The organism is Rhizobium sp. G21, from assembly GCF_014158035.1.
Taxonomy (GTDB): domain Bacteria; phylum Pseudomonadota; class Alphaproteobacteria; order Rhizobiales; family Rhizobiaceae; genus Rhizobium_E.
In genome coordinates, this window is the sequence record NZ_JACFXW010000001.1 from 2,558,050 (window position 1) to 2,579,300 (window position 21,251).

General features: G+C 64.1%; 21 protein-coding genes and 2 pseudogenes. 14 read left to right on the plus strand and 9 right to left on the minus strand.

The annotated features are described in order from the left end of the window. Positions 1-21 precede the first annotated feature (21 nt). From sucC to H2O14_RS13045, 10 genes and pseudogenes are all read left to right on the plus strand, one after another. Entirely contained in the window at positions 22-1,215 is a 1,194-nt protein-coding gene (gene sucC, locus H2O14_RS13000) for an ADP-forming succinate--CoA ligase subunit beta (RefSeq protein ID WP_182827982.1), read from the plus strand. A 19-nt stretch (positions 1,216-1,234) separates the two neighbouring features. Further along, complete coding sequence (gene sucD / locus H2O14_RS13005; protein ID WP_182827983.1) at positions 1,235-2,137, plus strand: succinate--CoA ligase subunit alpha; 903 nt, start codon at positions 1,235-1,237, stop codon at positions 2,135-2,137. A 102-nt stretch (positions 2,138-2,239) separates the two neighbouring features. Next, positions 2,240-5,230, plus strand: coding sequence for a 2-oxoglutarate dehydrogenase E1 component (locus H2O14_RS13010; protein WP_182827984.1), 2,991 nt, complete (start codon positions 2,240-2,242; stop codon positions 5,228-5,230). 67 nt (positions 5,231-5,297) lie between these two features. Next, positions 5,298-6,539: a 2-oxoglutarate dehydrogenase complex dihydrolipoyllysine-residue succinyltransferase gene (gene odhB / locus H2O14_RS13015; RefSeq protein WP_182827985.1), complete on the plus strand. Its 1,242-nt coding sequence runs from the start codon at positions 5,298-5,300 to the stop codon at positions 6,537-6,539. A gap of 62 nt (positions 6,540-6,601) precedes the next feature. Further along, positions 6,602-7,009 (plus strand): MAPEG family protein, encoded by a 408-nt coding sequence (locus H2O14_RS13020; RefSeq protein ID WP_182827986.1) that lies wholly within the window; start codon positions 6,602-6,604, stop codon positions 7,007-7,009. 16 nt (positions 7,010-7,025) lie between these two features. After that, positions 7,026-7,667 carry a LysE family translocator gene (locus H2O14_RS13025; RefSeq protein WP_182827987.1) on the plus strand — a complete coding sequence of 214 codons (642 nt, stop codon included), beginning with the start codon at positions 7,026-7,028 and terminating at the stop codon, positions 7,665-7,667. 1 nt (position 7,668) lies between these two features. Continuing rightward, positions 7,669-8,166, plus strand: a complete 498-nt coding sequence (locus tag H2O14_RS13030; protein ID WP_182827988.1) for a hypothetical protein — start codon at positions 7,669-7,671, stop codon at positions 8,164-8,166. Further along, positions 8,163-8,913 (plus strand): annotated as a pseudogene (locus H2O14_RS13035) (SDR family oxidoreductase). Before H2O14_RS13030 ends, H2O14_RS13035 begins: the two are co-directional and overlap by 4 nt. Before the next feature lie 23 nt (positions 8,914-8,936). Beyond that, on the plus strand, positions 8,937-10,343 hold the full coding sequence (gene lpdA, locus H2O14_RS13040; RefSeq protein ID WP_182827989.1) for a dihydrolipoyl dehydrogenase: 1,407 nt from the start codon (positions 8,937-8,939) through the stop codon (positions 10,341-10,343). Between the two features lie 124 nt (positions 10,344-10,467). Beyond that, positions 10,468-10,959: a cytochrome b gene (locus tag H2O14_RS13045; RefSeq protein ID WP_246697378.1), complete on the plus strand. Its 492-nt coding sequence runs from the start codon at positions 10,468-10,470 to the stop codon at positions 10,957-10,959. A gap of 61 nt (positions 10,960-11,020) precedes the next feature. Here the strand turns inward: H2O14_RS13045 and H2O14_RS28470 are convergent, their stop codons facing one another. From H2O14_RS28470 to tsaD, 9 genes and pseudogenes are all read right to left on the minus strand, one after another. Continuing rightward, a complete protein-coding gene (locus H2O14_RS28470) occupies positions 11,021-11,200 on the minus strand; it encodes a TraB/GumN family protein (RefSeq protein WP_182827991.1) in 180 nt (59 codons plus the stop codon). Next, complete coding sequence (locus tag H2O14_RS13055; RefSeq protein ID WP_281409985.1) at positions 11,176-11,796, minus strand: TraB/GumN family protein; 621 nt, start codon at positions 11,794-11,796, stop codon at positions 11,176-11,178. Before H2O14_RS13055 ends, H2O14_RS28470 begins: the two co-directional genes overlap by 25 nt. Continuing rightward, complete coding sequence (locus H2O14_RS27430; RefSeq protein WP_246697379.1) at positions 11,787-12,110, minus strand: hypothetical protein; 324 nt, start codon at positions 12,108-12,110, stop codon at positions 11,787-11,789. The genes H2O14_RS13055 and H2O14_RS27430 overlap by 10 nt, the downstream gene beginning before the upstream one ends. Positions 12,111-12,179: 69 nt before the next feature. After that, entirely contained in the window at positions 12,180-13,100 is a 921-nt protein-coding gene (locus H2O14_RS13060; RefSeq protein WP_210275537.1) for a tyrosine recombinase XerC, read from the minus strand. A 65-nt stretch (positions 13,101-13,165) separates the two neighbouring features. Further along, a complete protein-coding gene (locus H2O14_RS13065) occupies positions 13,166-13,810 on the minus strand; it encodes a class I SAM-dependent methyltransferase (protein ID WP_182827993.1) in 645 nt (214 codons plus the stop codon). Positions 13,811-13,835: 25 nt separating this feature from the next. Then, a pseudogene (locus H2O14_RS13070) lies at positions 13,836-14,240 on the minus strand (EVE domain-containing protein); the annotation flags it as partial. A gap of 2 nt (positions 14,241-14,242) precedes the next feature. Beyond that, a complete protein-coding gene (locus tag H2O14_RS13075; RefSeq protein ID WP_182827995.1) occupies positions 14,243-14,536 on the minus strand; it encodes a YciI-like protein in 294 nt (97 codons plus the stop codon). A gap of 12 nt (positions 14,537-14,548) precedes the next feature. Then, positions 14,549-15,532, minus strand: a complete 984-nt coding sequence (locus tag H2O14_RS13080; protein ID WP_182827996.1) for an NAD(P)H-dependent glycerol-3-phosphate dehydrogenase — start codon at positions 15,530-15,532, stop codon at positions 14,549-14,551. Continuing rightward, positions 15,529-16,626, minus strand: coding sequence for a tRNA (adenosine(37)-N6)-threonylcarbamoyltransferase complex transferase subunit TsaD (tsaD, locus tag H2O14_RS13085; protein ID WP_182827997.1), 1,098 nt, complete (start codon positions 16,624-16,626; stop codon positions 15,529-15,531). Before tsaD ends, H2O14_RS13080 begins: the two co-directional genes overlap by 4 nt. A gap of 71 nt (positions 16,627-16,697) precedes the next feature. Here tsaD and hemC point away from each other — a divergent pair, with 71 nt between their 5' ends. From hemC to H2O14_RS13105, 4 genes are all read left to right on the plus strand, one after another. Then, entirely contained in the window at positions 16,698-17,627 is a 930-nt protein-coding gene (hemC, locus tag H2O14_RS13090; RefSeq protein ID WP_182827998.1) for a hydroxymethylbilane synthase, read from the plus strand. A 3-nt stretch (positions 17,628-17,630) separates the two neighbouring features. Continuing rightward, a complete protein-coding gene (locus H2O14_RS13095; protein ID WP_182827999.1) occupies positions 17,631-18,347 on the plus strand; it encodes a uroporphyrinogen-III synthase in 717 nt (238 codons plus the stop codon). Between the two features lie 87 nt (positions 18,348-18,434). Continuing rightward, positions 18,435-19,619, plus strand: a complete 1,185-nt coding sequence (locus H2O14_RS13100; RefSeq protein WP_182828000.1) for a COG4223 family protein — start codon at positions 18,435-18,437, stop codon at positions 19,617-19,619. A 14-nt stretch (positions 19,620-19,633) separates the two neighbouring features. Continuing rightward, a complete protein-coding gene (locus tag H2O14_RS13105; RefSeq protein WP_182828001.1) occupies positions 19,634-21,238 on the plus strand; it encodes a heme biosynthesis protein HemY in 1,605 nt (534 codons plus the stop codon). Positions 21,239-21,251 lie beyond the last annotated feature (13 nt).

Consider the following 21,251-nt stretch of genomic DNA (forward strand, 5'->3'; position numbering starts at 1 on the left):
GTTACCTGACAGGATTTCCCAATGAACATTCACGAATATCAGGCCAAAGCCCTTCTGAAGGGCTTCGGCGCGCCGGTCGCCCAGGGTGTGGCGATCCATTCGGCCGACGAGGCCGAGGCCGCAGCCAAGCAGCTTCCGGGTCCGCTTTACGTGGTCAAGAGCCAGATCCATGCCGGCGGCCGTGGCAAGGGCAAGTTCAAGGAGCTCGGCCCCGACGCCAAGGGCGGCGTGCGCCTCGCGAAATCGATCGAGGAAGCCGTCTCCCACGCCAAGGACATGCTCGGCAACACGCTGGTGACCGCCCAGACGGGCGAGGCCGGCAAGCAGGTCAACCGCCTCTATATCGAGGACGGCGCCGACATCGCCCGCGAACTCTATTGCTCGCTCTTGGTCGACCGTTCGGTGGGCCGCGTGGCCTTCGTCGTCTCTACCGAGGGCGGCATGGACATCGAGGCGGTCGCTCATGACACGCCGGAGAAGATCCACACGATCGCCATCGATCCGGAAACCGGCGTCACCGCCGACGACGTCGCCAAGATCGTTTCCGCGCTCGAACTCGACGGCGCAGCCGCCGAAGACGCGAAGTCGCTGTTCCCGATCCTCTACAAGGCCTTCAGCGAGAAGGACATGTCGCTGCTCGAGATCAACCCGCTGATCGTCATGACCGATGGCCATCTGCGCGTGCTCGACGCCAAGGTGTCCTTCGACGGCAATGCGCTGTTTCGCCATGACGACGTCAAGGCGCTGCGCGACGAGACCGAAGAAGACGCCAAGGAAATCGAAGCGTCGAAGTGGGATCTCGCTTACGTCGCCCTCGACGGCAATATCGGCTGCATGGTCAACGGCGCCGGTCTCGCCATGGCGACCATGGACATCATCAAGCTCTACGGCAAGGAGCCGGCGAACTTCTGCGACGTCGGCGGCGGCGCCGGCAAGGAGAAGGTTGCGGCGGCCTTCAAGATCATCACCGCTGATCCCAAAGTCGAGGGCATCCTCGTCAACATCTTCGGCGGCATCATGAAGTGCGACGTCATCGCCGAAGGCGTGGTCGCGGCCGTGCAGGAAGTGGGCCTCAAAGTTCCGCTCGTTGTGCGTCTCGAAGGCACCAATGTCGAGCTTGGCAAGAAGATCCTGAACGAATCGGGCCTGGCGATCACCGCCGCCGACGATCTGGACGACGCCGCCAAGAAGATCGTCGCGGCGATCAACGGCTAATCGGAAGGACCGGAACACCATGTCGATTCTCGTCAACAAGAACACCAAGGTCCTGGTTCAGGGCCTGACCGGCAAAACCGGCACCTTCCACACCGAACAGGCGCTCGCCTATTACGGCACGCAGATGGTCGGCGGCATTCATCCCAAGAAGGGCGGCGAAACCTGGACCGGCTCCAAGGGCGAAAGCCTGCCGATCTTCGCCTCCGTCGCCGAAGGCCGCGACAAGACCGGCGCCGACGCGACCGTGATCTATGTTCCGCCGGCCGGCGCGGCCGATGCGATCATCGAAGCGATCGACGCCGAAATCCCGTTCATCACCTGCATCACCGAGGGCATCCCGGTCATGGACATGGTGCGGGTCAAGGCCAAGCTCGACAAGTCCAAGTCCCGGCTGCTTGGCCCCAACTGCCCGGGCATCCTGACGCCGGAAGAATGCAAGATCGGCATCATGCCGGGCTCGATCTTCCGCAAGGGTTCGGTCGGCATCGTGTCGCGCTCGGGAACCCTGACCTATGAAGCGGTGTTCCAGACCTCGAACGAAGGTCTGGGCCAGACCACGGCCGTCGGCATCGGCGGCGACCCGGTCAAGGGCACCGAATTCATCGACGTTCTGGAAATGTTCCTGGCCGACGACGCGACCACGTCGATCATCATGATCGGCGAAATCGGCGGCTCCGCCGAAGAAGACGCCGCCCAGTTCCTGATCGACGAGGCCAAGAAGGGCCGCAAGAAGCCGATGGCCGGCTTCATCGCGGGCCGCACCGCGCCGAAGGGTCGCACCATGGGCCATGCCGGCGCCGTGGTGTCCGGCGGCAAGGGCGACGCCGAATCCAAGATCGCCGCCATTGAAGCGGCCGGCATCAAGGTCTCGCCTTCGCCGGCTCGCCTTGGAAAAACCTTGGTCGAAGTGCTCAAGGGCTGACGACAGGAAGGCGGAGGTCATGCCTCCGCCTTTGCAAACCGGGCCGGCTATAACAGGCCCCGACGACAGATCAGGAGGCGGAGCCCGCTCCGCATTGGAAACATGGCAAGGCAAGAGGCCAATCAGAATTTCCTGGCGACATCGTTCCTTGATGGCGCCAACGCCCACTATATCGAGCAGCTTTACGCCCGCTACCAGGAAAACCCTGATTCGGTGACGCCCGAATGGCAGGAGTTCTTCCGCGCGCTTCAGGACAATCCGGGCGATGTTTCCAAGGCGGCCAAAGGCGCGTCCTGGCAGAAGAAGAACTGGCCGCTGACCGCGAATGGCGAACTCGTCAACGCGCTCGACGGCGACTGGCCGGCAGTCGAAAAGGCCGTCGCCAAGAAGATCGAGGCCAAGGCCGCCGCTGCCCCGGGCGCTGCGCCAGTGAACCCGGCCGATATCGAGCGCTCGGCGCGCGACTCCGTCCGCGCCATCATGATGATCCGCGCCTATCGCATGCGCGGTCATCTGCACGCCAAGCTCGACCCGCTCGGGATCGCCGCCCCTGTCGACGACTTCAACGAGTTGTCGCCGTCCAATTACGGTTTCGGCCCCGAGGACATGGATCGCAAGATCTTCATCGACAACGTGCTCGGCCTCGAATACGCGACCGTGCGCGAGATGATCGAGATCCTCGAACGCACCTATTGCTCGACGCTCGGCGTCGAATTCATGCATATCTCCGATCCCGAAGCGAAGTCCTGGATCCAGGAGCGCATCGAAGGCCCTGATAAAGGCGTGGATTTCACGCCGGCCGGCAAGAAGGCCATTCTCTCCAAGCTGATCGAGGCCGAGGGCTTCGAGCAGTTCATCGACGTCAAATACAAGGGCACCAAGCGCTTCGGCCTCGACGGTGGGGAATCGCTGATCCCCGCGCTCGAACAGATCATCAAGCGCGGCGGCCAGAGCGGCCTCAAGGAAGTCGTGCTCGGCATGGCCCATCGCGGTCGCCTGAACGTGCTGACCAATGTGATGCACAAGCCGCATCGCGCCGTGTTCCACGAATTCAAGGGCGGTTCCTACGCGCCCGACGACGTGGAAGGCTCGGGCGACGTGAAGTACCATCTCGGCGCCTCGTCCGACCGCGAGTTCGACGGCAACAAGGTTCACCTGTCGCTGACCGCCAACCCGTCGCATCTGGAAATCGTGGACCCGGTGGTGATGGGCAAGGCCCGCGCCAAGCAGGACCAGCTCGCCCAGACCTGGGACGGCGACATCATCCCGCTCAAGGAGCGCGCCAAGGTTCTGCCGCTCTTGCTGCATGGCGACGCGGCCTTTGCCGGCCAAGGCGTCATTGCCGAAATTCTCGGCCTGTCCGGCCTGCGCGGCCATCGCGTCGCCGGCACCATGCACTTCATCATCAACAACCAAATCGGTTTCACCACCAATCCGGCTTTCTCGCGGTCTTCGCCCTATCCGTCCGACGTCGCCAAGATGATCGAGGCGCCGATCTTCCACGTCAACGGCGACGATCCCGAAGCCGTGGTCTACGCCGCCAAGGTCGCGACCGAATTCCGGATGAAATTCCACAAGCCCGTCGTCATCGACATGTTCTGCTACCGCCGCTTCGGCCACAACGAAGGCGACGAACCGTCCTTCACCCAGCCGAAGATGTACAAGGTCATCCGCGGCCACAAGACCGTCGTGCAGATCTATGGCGAGCGCCTGGTCGCCGAGGGACTGATAACCCAGGGCGAATTCGAGAAGATGCGGGCCGATTGGCGCGCCCATCTCGAACAGGAATTCGAGGCCGGCCAGGCCTATAAGCCCAACAAGGCCGACTGGCTGGACGGTCTCTGGTCGGGTCTGCGCACGGCCGACAATGCCGATGAACAGCGTCGCGGCAAGACCGCGGTGCCGATGAAGTCGCTCAAGGAAATCGGCAAGAAGCTGTCGACCATCCCGGACGGCTTCAAGGCGCATAAGACGATCCAGCGTTTCATGGAAAACCGCGCCAACATGATCGAAACCGGCGAGGGCATCGACTGGGCGATGGGCGAAGCGCTCGCCTTCGGTTCGCTCTGCCTCGACGGCCACAAGATCCGCCTGTCGGGTCAGGATTGCGAACGCGGAACTTTCTCACAGCGCCATTCGGTGCTCTATGATCAGGAGACGGAAGAGCGCTATATTCCGCTGGCCAATCTTTCGCCCAGCCAGGCGAAGTATGAAGTCATCAACTCCATGCTGTCTGAAGAAGCCGTTCTCGGCTTCGAATATGGTTATTCGCTGGCTCGCCCCGGGGCTTTGACGCTGTGGGAAGCGCAGTTCGGCGATTTCGCCAACGGCGCGCAGGTGGTGTTCGACCAGTTCATCTCCTCGGGCGAACGCAAGTGGCTGCGCATGTCCGGTCTCGTCTGCCTTCTGCCGCATGGCTATGAAGGTCAGGGCCCGGAACATTCCTCGGCCCGTCTCGAGCGCTTCCTGCAGCTCTGCGCGGAAGACAATATGCAGGTGGCCAACGTCACGACGCCGGCTAACTATTTCCACATCCTGCGCCGCCAGATGAAGCGCGACTTCCGCAAGCCGCTGATCCTGATGACGCCGAAGTCCCTGCTGCGCCACAAGCGCGCGGTGTCCTCGCTGTCGGAAATGGCGGGCGAAAGCTCCTTCCACCGCCTGCTGTGGGACGACGCCGAAGTCATCAAGGACGGCCCGATCAAGCTGCAGAAGGACGCCAAGATCCGCCGCGTGGTGATGTGCACCGGCAAGGTCTATTACGATCTTCTGGAAGAGCGCGAGAAGCGCGGCATCGACGACATCTATCTCCTGCGCGTCGAGCAGCTCTATCCGTTCCCGGCCAAGGCGCTGATCAACGAACTTTCGCGCTTCCGTCACGCCGAGATGGTGTGGTGCCAGGAAGAGCCGAAGAACATGGGCGCCTGGGCGTTCATCGACCCCTATCTGGAATGGGTGCTGGCCCATATCGACGCCAAGTATCAGCGCGTGCGCTATACCGGTCGTCCGGCGGCAGCCTCCCCGGCGACGGGCCTGATGTCCAAGCATCTCGCCCAGCTCGCCGCTTTCCTCGAAGACGCGCTCGGAAGCTGATTTTCAGCTTCCGTCTTCGCCCAACACGACATTCGATCCTCGACGATCACACAAACGGAAAAACGACATGGCCACTGAAATCCGCGTCCCGACCCTCGGCGAATCCGTCAGCGAAGCCACGATTGGAACCTGGTTCAAGAAGGTCGGCGACACCGTCGCCGCCGACGAAATCCTCTGTGAGCTCGAAACCGACAAGGTGACGGTCGAAGTGCCGGCTCCGGCTGCCGGCGTTCTCGCTGAAATCACCGCCCAGGCGGGTGAAACCGTGGCTCCGGGTGGCCTGCTCGGCCAGATCTCCGAAGGCGCCGGCGCCTCTGCTCCTGCCGCATCTCCCGCGCCTGCCGCAGCTCCGGCTCCCGCCGCCGCCCCAGTCGCCGCCTCTCCGGCTCCGGCCGCAGCGCCCTCCGCTCTCGCCACCAGCATGCCGCCGGCTCCGGCCGCCGCCAAGCTGATGGCCGACAACAATGTCGCCTCAGGCTCCGTCGACGGCTCCGGCAAGCGCGGCCAGGTGTTGAAGGAAGACGTGCTCGCCGCGATCTCCAAGCCCGCCGCCGCCGCTCCGGCTGTGGTTCCGGCCGCCGCCCGCGCGCCGTCGTCGGCACAGGATCAGGGTCGCGAAGAGCGCGTCAAGATGACCCGCCTGCGCCAGACCATCGCCAAGCGCCTCAAGGACGCCCAAAACACCGCCGCCATGCTGACCACCTATAACGAGGTGGACATGACCGCGGTGATGAGCCTGCGCAACAAGTACAAGGACATCTTCGAGAAGAAGCATGGCGTCAAGCTCGGCTTCATGGGCTTCTTCACCAAGGCCGTGACGCATGCGCTCAAGGAAATCCCGGCCGTCAACGCCGAGATCGACGGCACGGATATCATCTACAAGAACTACTGCCATATCGGCGTCGCCGTCGGCACCGACAAGGGCCTCGTCGTTCCGATCGTGCGCGACGCCGACCAGATGTCGATCGCCGAAATCGAGAAGGATATCGGTCGTCTCGGCAAGGCGGCCCGCGATGGCCAGCTGTCGATGGCCGACATGCAGGGCGGCACCTTCACCATCTCGAACGGCGGCGTCTACGGTTCGCTGATGTCCTCGCCGATCCTGAACGCGCCGCAGTCGGGTATTCTCGGCATGCACAAGATCCAGGAGCGTCCGGTTGCGATCGGCGGCCAGGTCGTCATCCGCCCGATGATGTATCTCGCGCTGTCCTACGATCACCGCATCGTCGACGGCAAGGAAGCCGTCACCTTCCTGGTGCGCGTCAAGGAAAGCCTGGAAGATCCGGAACGCCTGGTTCTCGACCTCTAATCTGATCTGATCCTGCCGGGCGCGTTCACTCCGCGCCCGGCCGCCTTCCGGAGACGGCCCAAATGGAAAACCTGATCTTCCTCACTTTCCCGGGGCTCGTTGGGCTCAGCGTCGTCCTGCTGGTCCTCCATATCATGCTGCAGGGAAACCTCGCCACGCGCGAACTCGGCTCGCAATGGAATGCCGGCCCGCGCGACGACAACAAGAAGCCGCAGGGAAAGTTGGCGGGAAGGGCCGAACGCGCCCTGCGAAATTTCCAGGAAACCTATCCGGCCTTCATCGGTCTTGCGCTGGCGCTCGCCATCGCCGAGCCGCATTCTCGGCTTGGGCAAGTCGGAGCCGTCATCTGGTTTGTCGGTCGTCTCGCCTATATCCCTCTCTACCTCTTCGGCGTATCCTATATCCGCTCGTTCGCCTGGCTCGTCGCTATGGCCGGGCTCGGCTGCATGGCCGCCGCACTGCTGTTCTGACCGGAGACGCCTGACGATGTCGCACTATCTTCTCGAACTCCTGTCGCTGATGGCGATCTTCTCCTTCGCCATCGTCTCGCCGGGCGCGGATCTTGCGATGGTGATTCGTCAGTCGGTCACACATGGCCGACGCGCGGCGATCGTCACCAGCATCGGCATCGGCGTGTCGCTGATGTTTCACGTGACCTACACGATCCTCGGTTTGGGGCTGGTGATCTCCCAGTCGATCTTGCTGTTCAACATCATCAAATGGTGCGGCGTCGCCTATCTCGTCTATATCGGCATTCAATCGCTGCGCGCCGGCGCGAGCGATATCGGCCCGGGTCGGGAACCAGACGGAGCGGAAACGCGCGGACAATCCGCCGTCAAGGCGTTCGGACTTGGCTTCATGGCCAATGCGCTCAATCCGAAGCCGGTGTTCTTCTTCCTGTCGGTGTTCTCCGCCGTCGTCCATCACGACACGCCGTCCTTTGTGAAGTTCGGTTACGGTTTGGTCATGGCCTCCTGCCTGATCGCCTGGTTCGTCGGCGTGTCCTATTTCATGACCACGCCCGCCATGCGCGCCGCCTTCGCCCGGATGAGCAAATGGATCAACCGCGCAAGCGGCGTCGTCTTCATCGGCTTCGGCCTGAAGCTCGCGACCGAAAAGGCGGGATGAGATGCGACGCGCGCTGGCCGCAGTCTCGGTCTTCCTATGTACAAGCCCGGCGATGGCGGCGGGCGAGGCCTGCACGCAGGAACGCGCCGTCTATTCCGATTCCGACAAACTCTTCGAACTTCGTTTCCTGCCGGTCGACAGTCAGTCGGCCTCGGCCACGCATCGCTTCGAGATCGTCAGGCCCGGCGAGCGCCCGGCGCTCGACGGCTATGTGATGTCGACCGAGCCCGTGGCGCGGTCGAGCGGCATGGTGTTCAATCAATGCCCGGACGGCGATGTGACCGGCGCGGATCTCGCCAAATGCACCGTCTGGGAAGGCGTGATCTATGGCGAGGCAGCGGGACGGTTGAACCTCCTGCCGCAACAGGGCCAGCCCGCCGCGCCGGAAATACTGTTGTCCGGCTTCGGACCCGCTCTCGTCGAGTCCTCCGCCTGGGACAATGACAAGGACCGGATCGCTCCCTGGGACGTGTTCACGCTGAAGGGATGCGGCGCATGACGGAAAAACCGGTTCTTCTCGTCACCGGCGGCAGCCGCGGCATCGGCGCCGCCATCTGCCGCAAGGCCGCGGCGCAGGGCTGGGCGGTGATGATCAATTACGCCAGCAATGAGGGCGGCGCGCGCGCTCGCCGACGTAATCGAAGGGCAGGGCGGCGCGGCGCGGATCGTCCAGGGCGACACCTCGACCGAAGAGGGCATCGCCGCCATCTTCACGGCCGTGGATCGTGACTTCGGTCGCCTCGACGGACTGGTGAACAATGCCGGCGTCGTCGACATGCCGGAGAAAGTGGTCGATTACAGCCGCGCCCGGCTCGACCGCATGTTCGCCATCAATGTGATCGGCAAGATTCGCTGCGCGAGCGAAGCCGTGAAGCGTATGTCCACGACCCAGGGCGGACGGGGTGGGTCGATCGTCAATATCTCCTCCATGGCCGCCATCATCGGCAGCGCCGGGCAATATGTCGATTACGCCGCCTCAAAGGCGGCGATCGACACGTTCACGCTCGGGCTCGCGCGCGAGGTCGCCACCGAAGGCATCCGCGTCAACGCCATCCGTCCCGGGGTGATCGACACCGATATTCACGCCTCGGGCGGACTGCCCGACCGCGCCGCAGAGATGGCCTCCGTCATTCCCATGCAGCGCGCCGGCACGGCCGACGAGGTCGCAGACGCCGCGCTCTATCTTCTGTCCGAACAGGCGTCCTATGTGACGGGCGCCATGCTGAATGTCAGCGGCGGCCGCTGACCGCCCCAAAGAAGGAAAAGACCATGTCCTATGATGTCATCGTGATCGGCACCGGCCCCGGCGGCTATGTCTGCGCGGTCAAGGCCGCCCAGCTCGGCCTCAAGACGGCCGTCATCGAAAAGCGCGCCACCTATGGCGGCACCTGCCTCAATATCGGCTGCATCCCCTCCAAGGCGCTGCTGCACGCCTCCGAACAGTTCGCCCATGTCTCGCACGGCATGGACAGCCTCGGCATCGAAATCGCCGGCGCGTCGCTCAACCTGCCGAAAATGATGGGCCACAAGGACGGCGTGGTGAAGGCCAATGTCGACGGCGTGGCGTTCCTCTTCAAGAAGAACAAGATCGACGCTTTCCAGGGAACCGGCAAGATCGTCGGCGCCGGCAAGGTCTCGGTCACCAATGACGCCGGCGAAACACAGGTGCTCGACGCCAAGAATATCGTCATCGCCACGGGGTCCGATGTCGCGGGCATTCCGGGCGTCGCCGTCGAGATCGACGAGACGGTGATCGTCTCCTCGACCGGCGCCATCGCGCTCGACAAGGTGCCGGAAAAGCTGGTCGTGGTCGGCGGCGGCGTGATCGGCCTCGAGCTCGGCTCGGTCTGGGGCCGCCTCGGCGCCAAGGTCACCGTGGTCGAATATCTCGACACGATCCTCGGCGGCATGGATGGCGAAGTCTCCAAGCAGTTCCAGCGCATTCTCGCCAAGCAGGGCTTCGATTTCAAACTCGGCGCCAAGGTCACCGGCGTCTCGCGCACCGAAAACGGCGCTCAGGTGACGTTCTCTCCGGTCAAGGGCGGCGATCCTGAAACGATCGACGCCGATGTCGTGCTGATCGCCACCGGCCGCAAGCCCTATACGGCCGGCCTCGGGCTGGAAGAAGCCGGCGTCGCTCTGGACAATCGCGGCCGCATCGAGATCGACGGCCATTATCGCACCAATGTCGCCGGCATCTACGCCATCGGCGACGTGGTCAAGGGGCCGATGCTGGCGCACAAGGCCGAGGACGAAGGCGTGGCGCTGGCCGAAATCCTCGCCGGTCAGCATGGCCATGTGAATTACGACGTCATTCCGGGCGTGGTCTACACCCAGCCGGAAGTCGCCTCCGTCGGCAAGACCGAGGAGGAACTGAAGGCCCAGGGCGTCGCCTACAAGGTCGGCAAATTTCCCTTCACCGCCAATGGCCGCGCCCGCGCCATGGAAGCGACGGAAGGCTTCGTGAAGTTCCTCGCCGATGCGCAGACCGACCGCGTGCTGGGCGTCCACATCGTCGGCTTCGGCGCCGGAGAAATGATCCATGAGGCCGCAGTGTTGATGGAATTCGGCGGTTCGTCGGAGGATCTCGGCCGCACCTGCCATGCGCATCCGACCATGTCGGAAGCCGTCAAGGAAGCCGCGCTCGCGACGTTCTTCAAGCCGATCCACATGTGAGCCGAGCCGGAATGTAAAGTTCCGTAAACGATGCGATTGCGCCTTGCGAAAGCGGGCGCAATCTGCGTTTCTAGGGCTCCGTCTACCCATTATCTATTTGATAAAAGGCAAGAAAATGAAGCCCTTGAGCTATAGCGTCCCGCAGCGCGTCCTCCACTGGCTGACGGTGCTGCTGATCTTCTTCAATCTGCTGCTGCCAGGCCAGATCGAGCGCGTGACCGATCTGCTCGGCGGCGGCAAGACGCCGACCCCGGAAGAATGGACCTCCGCCAATCTCCATATCTATAGTGGCTTTGCGATTCTCGCTTTTACCGCGCTTCGGCTTATCCTGCGTTTTGTTCTGGGAGTGCCGGCCGCGCCTGCGGCCGAGCCCGCCCTATTTCAGATGATCGCCAAGTTCGCTCATGGGCTGCTCTACGCGCTGCTGATCGCCATGCCTTTGGCCGGTATCGCCAAATTCTACGGCCATATCGGGCTGGCCGGTTTCATCCATGGCGGTCCGATGAAGCTTGCGATGTGGGTTCTCGTCATCGGCCATATCGGCGCGGTGTTCGTGCACAAATTCTACTGGAAAACCAATCTCCTCGACCGTATGACCAAGGGCGTGAAGGCCTGAAGAGGTCAATCCTCGTCCAAATCTTGGCTCAGGGGCGGGATTCCACGAGAAAAGCGACGCCTCAGAACATCGGCGTCGCCGTATAGCCCTTCTTCCGCATCAGTTCGACAAGGCCCTCGTCGCCGATCAGATGCAGGGCGCCGACCGCCATGAAGACATTGCCCTTTTCGAGAATCGGCGCGCCGCGATCGGCCATATGGTGGTTGCGGATGGTGATCAACTTTTCCTCAAAGGCGGCCATGTCGCGGGCGTCGGATGGTTTTTTTCCGGCGCGAAATAGAGCGACACCGGCAAGACGAGACCCATGCGGCTGGTCAGGTAAAGATTGATGGTCGTCTCCATCACATCGGCTGTGTAGCCCGGATAACGGACGACAGACACGAGAGAGCGGACATGGAAGTCGTTGGGAAGGCTGGCCATGGCCTCGATCTGCTCGGCAAGCGTTTCGACCCCCTTCACCGACTTGCCGGCAGCCTTGGCCTCCTGAGCGAGCTTCATGTCTAGGAATGGCTTGCCGGAGGATTTGCGCGCCAGTTCGCAGGGCGACAACGCCACCATGGAGGTCAGCAGATAGGGCTTCATCTTTATGACGGCCGCGAGCGGAATGCCGCGGCTCTTCAGCCCCGCCTCCAGCACCTTCTCGTCCTCGGGCGTCAGGTAATCCTTGATGCTGGCCTTGCCGGAATACATCATCAGGTCTGGCTTGGCCATCAGTGCGGCCACCGCGCGTTGCTGGTCGAGTATTTCGTCGGATTCGACGATCAGCGTTGCGGCATTGTCAAAGGCGCTGCGGGCGGCGTCGGGCAGGTTGGTGACGCGGGGATCGGTCAGATGCATGGTGCCGAGTAGCCAGTTTGGCTGCTGACCCGGCTTCTCGAGTTTCCAGAAGCGCGCAGAGCCGTTCTTTGCCTTTTCGCCCTGTAGGAGCAGTTGGGCGTAAGCGGCGGGGTTGCTGTTTTCCAGGCCCGCCAGCAGATCCTGCCGCCGCAGGCTTCGTCCTCGGCATGGGCGGGCAGGGCTGAAAACAGCGTGGCGATCAGGCTGGCCAGAAGGAGGAGCGGAAAAAGCGCCAATCCCATTGAAATGCGGCGTGTAAAGCGATCCTCCGCAGACGAGGAAACATCGGTATCGAGCAAGGGGGCGTTCAACATGGCAATCCTTGGGTCCGCAATCGGACGCAGATTAGGCGTCGCCGCTGACCAGCGGCTTAAAATATATGGTTAACCCGCGCGGGGATGGGCGCGATCGAAGACGTCGAGCAAACGGGCGGCGTCGACGCCGGTATAGATCTGAGTCGTGGACAGGCTCGCATGCCCCAGCAATTCCTGTATGGCCCTGAGATCGCCGCCGGCGGACAATAGATGCGTGGCGAAGGAATGGCGCAGCTTGTGCGGCGTCGCGGTCTCCGGCAGGCCGAGCGCCGAGCGCATCTTGCGCACTTCCTTCTGGATGATGCCCTGCTGCAGCGGCCCGCCGCGCGCGCCGAGAAAGATCGGGCTCTCCGCGCCGATGGCATAGGGGCAGAGCTTCAAATAGGCCTCCACGGCCTCGCGCGTGGCCGCCAGCAGCGGCGTGATGCGGGTCTTGCCGCCCTTGCCGGTGATGCGCAAGGTTGCGGCGCCGTCGCTGACGTCGCCGCGCTTCAGGGAAAGCGCTTCGGAAATGCGCAGGCCTGAGCCATAGAGCAGGCTCAGCACGGCGGCGTTGCGGGCCGCGATCCACGGCTCGTCGGCCAATTGCCCGTCATCGGAGCTGACCAGCAGCGCCTGTTCGGCCGACAAGGGTTTGGGGAGGCTCTTGCCTTGCTTGGGCGCGCGGACGGCGCGGGCGCCGGCGGCGTTGACCAGCCCCTTCTTTTCGAGATGCCTCAGCAGCGACCGGAGGCCGGCGAGATTGCGGCCGAGCGAGCGGGCGCCGGTTCCGTCCTTGCGGCGGGCGGCGAGGAAGGCGCGGAAATCGGAGGGACGCAGATCGGCGATGTCCTTGAGCCGCGCAGGGCCGCCGCGATGGCGGGCGAGAAACAACAGGAACTGCCGCGTGTCGCGCTCATAGGCCTCCACCGTCAGCGCCGATAAGCGCCGCTCCTCAGCGAGCGCCGCAAGCCACGCCGCGCGCTCGGCCAGCAACGTCTCGTCCGCCATGATCAGGATATCGTTCACCCGAGCCTCCTTGAAGAGGCCAGTAGTGCGGCGAAATGGTTAGCGGATCATGAAAATCGCCAGACGGTGGTCTTCTTCACCTCGGAATCTTCGAGCGCGCGCGTCACCGGCACCTGGTAGGTGGCCAGAGACTGCATCCTGTCGCGCGGGCAATAGGCGCGGCCGGGGTCGCCGACGATCACTTCCGTTCCCTGTTGCCGCAGGCTTTCGAACCAGGGGATGAGGGCGTCGGCGAAACTCTTGTCGTAGAAAACGTCGCCGGCGAGCAGGACATCGGCATTTATGGGTTCGCCGATAAGGTTGTCGCCGGAAAAGAAGATCTCGACCGCGTTGAGGTCGCTGTTGAGCGCAATCGCTGTCTCAGTCCATGGATCGATATCGATGGCGGTGACGCTTCGCGCGCCCGCCTTGGCGGCGGCGATGGCCACGAGACCGGAGCCCGAGGCGAAATCGACGACGCGCTTTCCGGCCACGCAATCGGGGTGATCGAGCACATAACGCGCCAGACCCTGGCCGCCGGCCCAGGCGAAGGCCCAGAAAGGCGGCGGCAGGCCGATCGCTTCGAGTTCTTCCTCGGTCTTCAGCCAGAGATCATGCGCCTCATCGGCCAGCCACAGCCGGATTTCCGGCGTATGCGGCGGCGCCATCACGCCGGTATTGGCGAGAATGAAGGCGCGCGGCTCGGTTTTCATGGCGAGAGCGGCGGATTGTCCAGGCCCCCATGCGGCAGACCAGCCGATATTCCTCTTCGGTGACCGGCTGAACCGACAGGCGCGAGAGCTTCACCAGCGCCATATTGGCGAGTTCCGGCGTGTTCTTGACCTTTTCCAGCGTCACGGGAATGGGCATGTCGCAGACCGAGCGCACGTCGACGCATTCCCAAGTCGGCACGTCGGCGGTGGAATCGGGATGCGCCAAGGCCGAAACCTCGCATATGCCCACCACGGCCAGGCCTTCATTGGAATGGTAGAAGAAGCCTTTGTCGCCCAGTTTCATCGCCCGCATATTGTTGCGGGCGGCGTAATTGCGCACGCCGTCCCATTCCTGGCCCTTGGCTCCGATGGCTTTCAGATTGTCCCAGGAAAACTTGAACGGCTCGGACTTGAACAGCCAATAGGCCATGATCAGGCCTCCGGATTGTTGAAGACCCAGTTCCACGGCCGGATATCGACCGAGGCGAACAGACCCGCCTTGGCATAGGGATCGGCGGCGGAGATCGCCTGCGCTTCTTCCAAAGTTTCAGCCTTGACCACGACCAGGCTTCCATTGGGCTTGTTGTCACTGTCCAGGAAAGGGCCGGCAAAGGTCAGCACGCCGGCGGCGTTGATCTCGTTCAGCCAGGCGACATGTTCCGGACGGGTGTCCATGCGCAATTGCAGCGCGCCGGGCTTGTCCTGGCAGAGAAAGGCGAAGAGCATGGGGTTATCCTTTCATTCGGTGGTGATCGGGCGCGTCATCAGCGCATTCATCGCGGCGGCCACGTCGAGCCTGCCTTCTATGATCGAAGCGACGGCGTTTGTCACCGGCATATCGACGCCGCGCTCGGCCGCCAGGCGGGCGGCCACGGCTGCGGCTGCGGCGCCTTCCACCAGTTCGCCGGAGGGAAGCGCAGCGCGGCCGCTGCGGCCAGTCTCGATGCCGAAACGCAGATTGCGCGATTGATGCGAGGTGGCGGTCAGCACGAGGTCGCCGAGGCCGGACAGGCCGCGCACCGTGTGAGCGTCGCCGCCGAAGGCGGCCGCGAAGCGCGACATTTCCGCGAGCCCGCGCGAGATCAACGCCGCCCGCGCCGAATCGCCGAGGCCAGCGCCTTCGATAATGCCGCAGGCGATCGCCAGCACATTCTTGAGCGCGCCGCCCAATTGCACGCCGATCCGATCCGACGATGCATAGAGCCGGAACGTCGGACCTGAAATCAGTCGCGCATGGGCGTCCGCCTCTTCGAGCGTCGCCGACGCCAAGACCATGGCGGTCGGCAGGCCCTTGGCGATGTCGGCGGCGAAACCGGGGCCCGAAAGCACTGAAATGCGCCGGCCCGGCAATTCGCTTTCGAGCAGATCGGTCAGCAATTCGCCCGTCTCGCGATCGATGCCCTTGGCGCAGGTGATCACAGCCATGTTTGGCCGCAGGTGGCGCCCGAGCGCCTGCGCCGCCGCGCGCTGCGCTTGGCTCGGCATCACGAAGAGCGCGACATCGGCGTCATCGAGGCAGGATGGGTCGGCGGAGAAGGAGAGAGCGTCCGGCAGGCGCAGGCCCGGCAGGTTGCGCGCATTCACGCGCGTGGTCAGCATTTCGTCGCATTGCGCCGGGTCGCGGCAAAGCAGGGTCGTCTCGGCGTCGCCCGAAAGGGTCGCGGCGGCGGCGAGCGCCGTGCCGAATGCGCCGGAGCCGACGACGACGAGCCGCTTGGTCATGCCTTTGCGCCTCGCTTGCCAGAGCCGAGCTTGCTCGCGGCGTTTTCATCGAGCGGCCAGCGGGAGCGGGGCGAGACGGTGACGGGATCGAAGGGCAGATCGAGCGCCATGCGTTCGAGACCGGCCCAGGCGATCATGGCGGCGTTATCCGTGCAGAGGCTGAGCGGCGGCGCGACGAATCGGAAGCCGTTTTGTTCGGAAATCTCGGTCAACACGGATCGCAGCGCCTTGTTTGCCGCCACGCCGCCGGCGACTACCAGCGCCGGCTGGATTGCTTCGCCGGCGAAACGTTCCTTAAAGCGCTTCAGGCCGCGGCCGATGCGGTCGCGCATGGTCCGGCATACGGCGTTCTGGAAAGAGGCGCAGATATCTGCGACATCCTGATCGGTCACCGGCTGGGCCGCTTCCGCGGCTTGGCGCACGGCGGTCTTGAGGCCCGAAAAGGAAAAGTCCAGCCGCGTTTCGCCGACCAGAGGACGCGGGAAGGCGAAGCGTTGCGCATCGCCCGTCTGAGCGGCTTTCTCCACCGCCGGGCCTCCCGGATAGGGCAGGCCGAGCAATTTCGCCGTCTTGTCGAAAGCCTCGCCGAGCGCGTCGTCAATGGTGGTGCCCCAGCGCTCATAATCGCCGACGCCCTTGACCAGGATCAGCTGTGTATGGCCTCCGGAAACCAGGAGAAGGAGATAGGGAAAAGCCAGCCCGTCAGTCAGCCGCGCCGTCAGCGCATGGCCTTCCAGATGATTGATGGCGTAAAGCGGCTTGCCGGTCGCCATCGAAATCGCCTTGCCGGTCATCAGCCCAACGATCAGCCCGCCGATCAGACCCGGACCTGCTGTGGCCGCGACCGCGTCGATATCGGAGAGCGACATATTGCTGCGGGCTAGCGCTTCGCGGATCAGGCTGTCGAGCGCCTCGACATGGGCGCGGGCGGCGATCTCCGGCACCACGCCGCCATAGGCGGCGTGTTCGTCGAGCTGGGACAATACCACATCGGCGAGAATCCGCCCCGCGCCGTCGTCGGCGCGCTCGACCACGGAGGCTGCGGTTTCATCGCAGCTTGTCTCGATGCCGAGAACGCGAAGCACAGCCATCATGAACCCTAAGAATGATTGCGGATGCGGTGAAAGATGATTACTTGGGAGCCGATTACAAGGAAATGCCGCAAATGCAAACAAAAGCTTTCAGGATCGGCACGCGCGGCAGTCCGCTGGCGCTGGCCCAGGCGCATGAAACCCGCGACCGGCTGATGACGGCGCATGGACTTGCGGAAAACGATTTCGAGATCGTCGTACTGTCCACGAAAGGCGACCGCGTCACCGACAGGCCGTTGTCGGAAATCGGCGGCAAGGGGTTGTTCACCGCCGAACTCGAGGAGCAATTGTCGCGCGGCGAACTCGATTTCGCGGTTCATTCCTCCAAGGACATGGCGACGAAGCTGCCCGAGGGGCTGGAGATCGCCGCCTATCTGCCGCGCGAGGACGTGCGCGACGCATTCGTCGGACGCGCGGCGGCGACGCTGATGGATCTTCCCGAGGGGGCCATGGTCGGCACCGCGTCATTGCGTCGTCAGGCGCTGGTGCGGATGCTTCGGCCCGACCTGCAGGTCAAGATTTTCCGGGGTCTCGTCGATACCCGGTTGAGAAAGCTGGCCGAGGGCGACGCCGACGCCACGCTTCTGGCTTATGCCGGCCTCAAGCGGCTGGGCAAGCCAGAGGTCGTCACCGAACTTCTCGATCCCAAGCTGTTTCCGCCCGCTCCGGCGCAAGGAGCGATCTGCATCGAGGCGCGCGCGGGCGACCAGCGCGTGGCCGAATTGCTGACGCCGATCAATGATCGCCCCACTTTCGCGGCCGTAACATGCGAACGCGCCTTTCTGGAAGTGCTGGACGGCTCGTGTCGCACCCCGATCGCCGGCCTTGCGACCGTCGACGGCGAGCGGCTGTCATTTTCCGGCATGATTCTCTCACCGGATGGCGGGCGACATCATCGCATCGAAATCGATGGCGTCGCCGAGCAATTCTCCGAATTGGGGCGCAAGGCCGGTGAGACCATCGTCGCCGAGGCCGGCCCCGACTTCTTCGCCTCGTGGAGCTGAGGCATGCGCGTTCTCGTCGTCCGTCCGAGAGAGCAAGGGGTGGCGACTGCAGGGAAGATCGCCGAGCTCGGGCATGAGGCCGTCGTCTTCCCGCTGTTCGAGCCGTTTCACGATCTCGCCGCCGCGCGCGAGGGGCTGGCGGCGCCGCATGACGTGCTGGCGGTCACTTCGGCGGAGGCGCTGCGGTGTCTCGCCAAGCTGGGAGCGGCGATCGATCGTCATGTCGATACTCCACTCTTCGCCGTCGGCAAGACCACCGCGCGTCACGCCCGGGATCTCGGCTTCAAGACCGTGATCGCCACTCAGGGCGGCGGGGCGGCGCTGGCGGCGGAGATCGCCGGCCGCTACGCCGCCCAGGGCGCCTCCGTCCTCTACCTCACCGCCGTCAAGCGATCGCCGGATTTCGAAGCGACGCTTCGGGAGCACGGCTTCGCCTGCCGAACGGCGGAGGTCTACGGCATGGATGCGATCGACCATTCTCTGGCGGATCAACAAAAAATGCTGGTGAACAATCCGGTCGACGCGGCATTTCTGTTTTCGAAGGACAATGCACGCGCCTTTTTCGATCTCGAGGTTTTTCGGCTGAGCAAGGAATCGTTGAGGAAAACGCTGTTTTTTTGCCTCAGCCGCAATATCGCCGCGGCGGTGCCGGAGGAGTTCGCCCATAGTGTCGTGACGAGCCTCAGCCCGGATGAAGATGAATTGATCGATCTTCTCTAGCGCCTTGCCGCGCTTTATGTCGCATCGGGGGCTTGCGGGTCCTGGGGTGGCGGTTAAGGTCAGGAAAACGGATTGAAGGAAAACGCCATGGAAACGGAAAAACCTCGCCATTCCAGGACCACTGTCGATCCCAGGACGATCGATCTGACCGCGGACGCCGTGAAAGCGGAGACAGAGGCCGAGGCGCTCGACGTCAGCGAGGAGCCCGTCGTCGCGTCGGAAACGGCCGAAAAGGCGGCAGATCCAGCAATCCCAACGCGCGAGCCCGCCGATAGGGAATCCGCGACGACGGCTGGCGCCTCCCCCGCCGCGACGTCCGGCGCAAGCGGGATTTCGCTGATCGCGGCGAGCCTGATCGGCGGCGTCGTGGCGCTCGCCGGGGCCGCGGGCCTGCAATATTGGGGCGTTTTGCCGTCGCTCGGCGGCAATGAAAAGGTCGAGCAGTCCATCAACCTCGTCTCCTCCGATGTCGAAGCGCTGAAATCCTCGGTGTCGGCCCTGGCGAGCGCGAAGCCCGAAGTCGACCTCACGCCCGTCAACGACAAGATTGCCGCCATCGAAACGCGGTTGCAGGATGTGCCCAAGGCGAACGGCCTGTCGGTGGACGCCGATCAGCGTCTGTCGGCGCTCAACCAACAGGTCAGCGATTTGAAAATGTCGCTGGACGACGCGCGGAAAGCCGAGGAGACCGCCCGCGCCGAACTCGTCATGCGCATCGAGGCGTTGGAGAAGAAAGCCGCCGAGCCCGGCGACGATGTGGCGGTGGCCGTCGCCATCGCCTCTGCCAGCCTCAAGGCGGCGATCGACCGCGGCGGGCCGTTCTCTACGGAGCTCGACACTCTGGCCTCGGTCGCGCCCGACATGCCGGCGCTCGAGGCGCTGCGACCATTCGCAGACACCGGCGCTCCGGCGCGCGCCAAGCTCGTCGCCTCCTTCCCGGCGACGGCCGATCTCGTGATGGAGGCGCTGAAGCCTGAAGATCCCAATCAGAGCATCACCGACCGTCTCCTGGAAAGCGCTTTCTCCGCCATCAAGGTGCGACCTGTCGGCGATGTGCAGGGCGACCAGCCCGCCGACATGCTGGCGCGGATCGAGGATCGTCTGACCAATGGCGATCTCAAGGCCGCCGCCGCCGAATGGGACAAGCTTCCCGAAGAGGGCCGGAAGGCCGGGGCAAGCTTCCGACAGGCGCTCGACGCCCGCATCAAGGTGGAAGACCTCGTCGCGCAGACGCTGACCAACGCCGTGCGCAACACCGACAGCAAGGGCTGAAGAAAGGTTTTGAGATGATTCGTATCCTTGTCTTCATCGCTCTCGTCCTCGCGGTCGGCTACGGCTTTTCCTGGCTCGCCGATCGTCCGGGCGATCTCTTCATCATCTGGCAGGGCCAGCGAATCGAAATGACGCTGATGACGGCGGCCGTGCTTGTCGCCGCGCTCATCGCCTCGGTGATGCTGGTCTGGTGGCTCATCCGGGTCGTCTGGACCTCGCCGCATTCGGTGACGCGTTATTTCCGCGCCCGCAAGCGCGATCGCGGCTATCAGGCGTTGTCCACGGGGCTGATTGCGGTCGGCTCGGGCGACGCGCCGCTCGCGCGCCGCATGCTCGACCGCACCAAGGGTCTCATCCGCGCCGACAGCGAGCCGCTCATTCATCTTCTCGAAGCTCAGGCGCTGCTGATCGAGGGCAAGACCGAGGAGGCGCGCAAGAAATTCGAGGCCATGGCGGAAGATCCCGAGACGCGGGAACTCGGCCTACGCGGCCTCTATCTCGAGGCCCAGCGCCTCGGCGCGCATGAGGCGGCGCGTCATTACGCCGAGAAGGCGGTCGAAAAGGCCCCGCATCTGCCTTGGGCCGCGGAAGCGACGCTCGAATATCGCACCCAGGCCGGCCGGTTCGACGACGCCATCCGACTTCTGGAAACCCAGCGCGTGCTGAACGGCATGGACCGCAAGACCCATGACCGCAAGAAGGCCGTGCTGCTGGCCGGCCGCGCCTTGTCGCGTCTGGACGGCGATCCCAAGGGCGCGCGCGTAGACGCGGTGCATGCGCTGAAGCTGTCGCCGGATCTCGTCGCCGCCAGCCTTGTTGCCGCAAAAGCCTATCTGCGCGAAGACAATCAGCGCAAGGCGCTCGGCGTGCTCGAACAAGCTTGGAAGCTCGCGCCGCATGCGCAGGTGGCCAGCGCCTATGTCGAAGCGGGCGGCGGCTCCGCCGCCGACAAGCTCCGCCGGGCGCAACGTCTGGAAGGCATGCAGTCTCACGCTTACGAATCGCTCTATGCGGTTGCCGCCGCAGCGCTCGGCGCACGTGAATTCGCGCTCGCCCGCGCCAAGGCGGAAGCTGCTGCGCGCATCGACGACCGCGAAAGCGCCTTCCTGCTGATGGCCGACATCGAGGAGGCCGAAACCGGCGATCAGGGCCGCGTCCGGCATTGGCTGGCCCAGGCCCTGCGCGCGCCGCGCGATCCCGAATGGGTGGCGGATGGTCAGGCTTCGGATGTCTGGCTGCCGTTGTCGCCGGTCAGCGGCAAGCTCGACGCTTTCGAATGGAAAAGTCTGCATAGAGCCCGACCAGGCGCCATCGAGGACGGCAATCGCGCCGCAGATGCCTTCAGCCAATTGCCGGATCGCAGTGAGACGACGACCAGAATGCCCGAGGCGGAGCCGGTCCCGGTCAAAGAAACCGAAGTCGTGGTCGCCGCACCGGTCGAAGCCGCCCCCGCGCCCGTCTCGCCCATCGTTCCGCCGCCGGCTCCCGTCCAGCCGCATGCCGCGCCGCGCAAGCCGTCCCTGCCTGCCGAGGAGCCGGTGCAGCCGTTCTTTGGACGCCCGCCGGATGATCCCGGCGTCAAGCAACCGAAAGCCGCCGATGGCGCGCGTTTGTTCTGATCGGGAGACGCGC

What these genes read in the sequence shown, in the direction of transcription:
- sucC (WP_182827982.1), top strand. Translation starts at nt 22, where the DNA reads ATGAACATTCACGAATATCAGGCCAAAGCCCTTCTGAAGGGCTTCGGC.
- sucD (WP_182827983.1), top strand. Translation starts at nt 1,235, where the DNA reads ATGTCGATTCTCGTCAACAAGAACACCAAGGTCCTGGTTCAGGGCCTG.
- H2O14_RS13010 (WP_182827984.1), top strand. Translation starts at nt 2,240, where the DNA reads ATGGCAAGGCAAGAGGCCAATCAGAATTTCCTGGCGACATCGTTCCTT.
- odhB (WP_182827985.1), top strand. Translation starts at nt 5,298, where the DNA reads ATGGCCACTGAAATCCGCGTCCCGACCCTCGGCGAATCCGTCAGCGAA.
- H2O14_RS13020 (WP_182827986.1), top strand. Translation starts at nt 6,602, where the DNA reads ATGGAAAACCTGATCTTCCTCACTTTCCCGGGGCTCGTTGGGCTCAGC.
- H2O14_RS13025 (WP_182827987.1), top strand. Translation starts at nt 7,026, where the DNA reads ATGTCGCACTATCTTCTCGAACTCCTGTCGCTGATGGCGATCTTCTCC.
- H2O14_RS13030 (WP_182827988.1), top strand. Translation starts at nt 7,669, where the DNA reads ATGCGACGCGCGCTGGCCGCAGTCTCGGTCTTCCTATGTACAAGCCCG.
- lpdA (WP_182827989.1), top strand. Translation starts at nt 8,937, where the DNA reads ATGTCCTATGATGTCATCGTGATCGGCACCGGCCCCGGCGGCTATGTC.
- H2O14_RS28470 (WP_182827991.1), bottom strand. Translation starts at nt 11,200, where the DNA reads ATGGCCGCCTTTGAGGAAAAGTTGATCACCATCCGCAACCACCATATG.
- H2O14_RS13055 (WP_281409985.1), bottom strand. Translation starts at nt 11,796, where the DNA reads ATGCATCTGACCGATCCCCGCGTCACCAACCTGCCCGACGCCGCCCGC.
- H2O14_RS27430 (WP_246697379.1), bottom strand. Translation starts at nt 12,110, where the DNA reads ATGTTGAACGCCCCCTTGCTCGATACCGATGTTTCCTCGTCTGCGGAG.
- H2O14_RS13060 (WP_210275537.1), bottom strand. Translation starts at nt 13,100, where the DNA reads ATGGCGGACGAGACGTTGCTGGCCGAGCGCGCGGCGTGGCTTGCGGCG.
- H2O14_RS13065 (WP_182827993.1), bottom strand. Translation starts at nt 13,810, where the DNA reads ATGAAAACCGAGCCGCGCGCCTTCATTCTCGCCAATACCGGCGTGATG.
- H2O14_RS13075 (WP_182827995.1), bottom strand. Translation starts at nt 14,536, where the DNA reads ATGCTCTTCGCCTTTCTCTGCCAGGACAAGCCCGGCGCGCTGCAATTG.
- H2O14_RS13080 (WP_182827996.1), bottom strand. Translation starts at nt 15,532, where the DNA reads ATGACCAAGCGGCTCGTCGTCGTCGGCTCCGGCGCATTCGGCACGGCG.
- tsaD (WP_182827997.1), bottom strand. Translation starts at nt 16,626, where the DNA reads ATGATGGCTGTGCTTCGCGTTCTCGGCATCGAGACAAGCTGCGATGAA.
- hemC (WP_182827998.1), top strand. Translation starts at nt 16,698, where the DNA reads ATGCAAACAAAAGCTTTCAGGATCGGCACGCGCGGCAGTCCGCTGGCG.
- H2O14_RS13095 (WP_182827999.1), top strand. Translation starts at nt 17,631, where the DNA reads ATGCGCGTTCTCGTCGTCCGTCCGAGAGAGCAAGGGGTGGCGACTGCA.
- H2O14_RS13100 (WP_182828000.1), top strand. Translation starts at nt 18,435, where the DNA reads ATGGAAACGGAAAAACCTCGCCATTCCAGGACCACTGTCGATCCCAGG.
- H2O14_RS13105 (WP_182828001.1), top strand. Translation starts at nt 19,634, where the DNA reads ATGATTCGTATCCTTGTCTTCATCGCTCTCGTCCTCGCGGTCGGCTAC.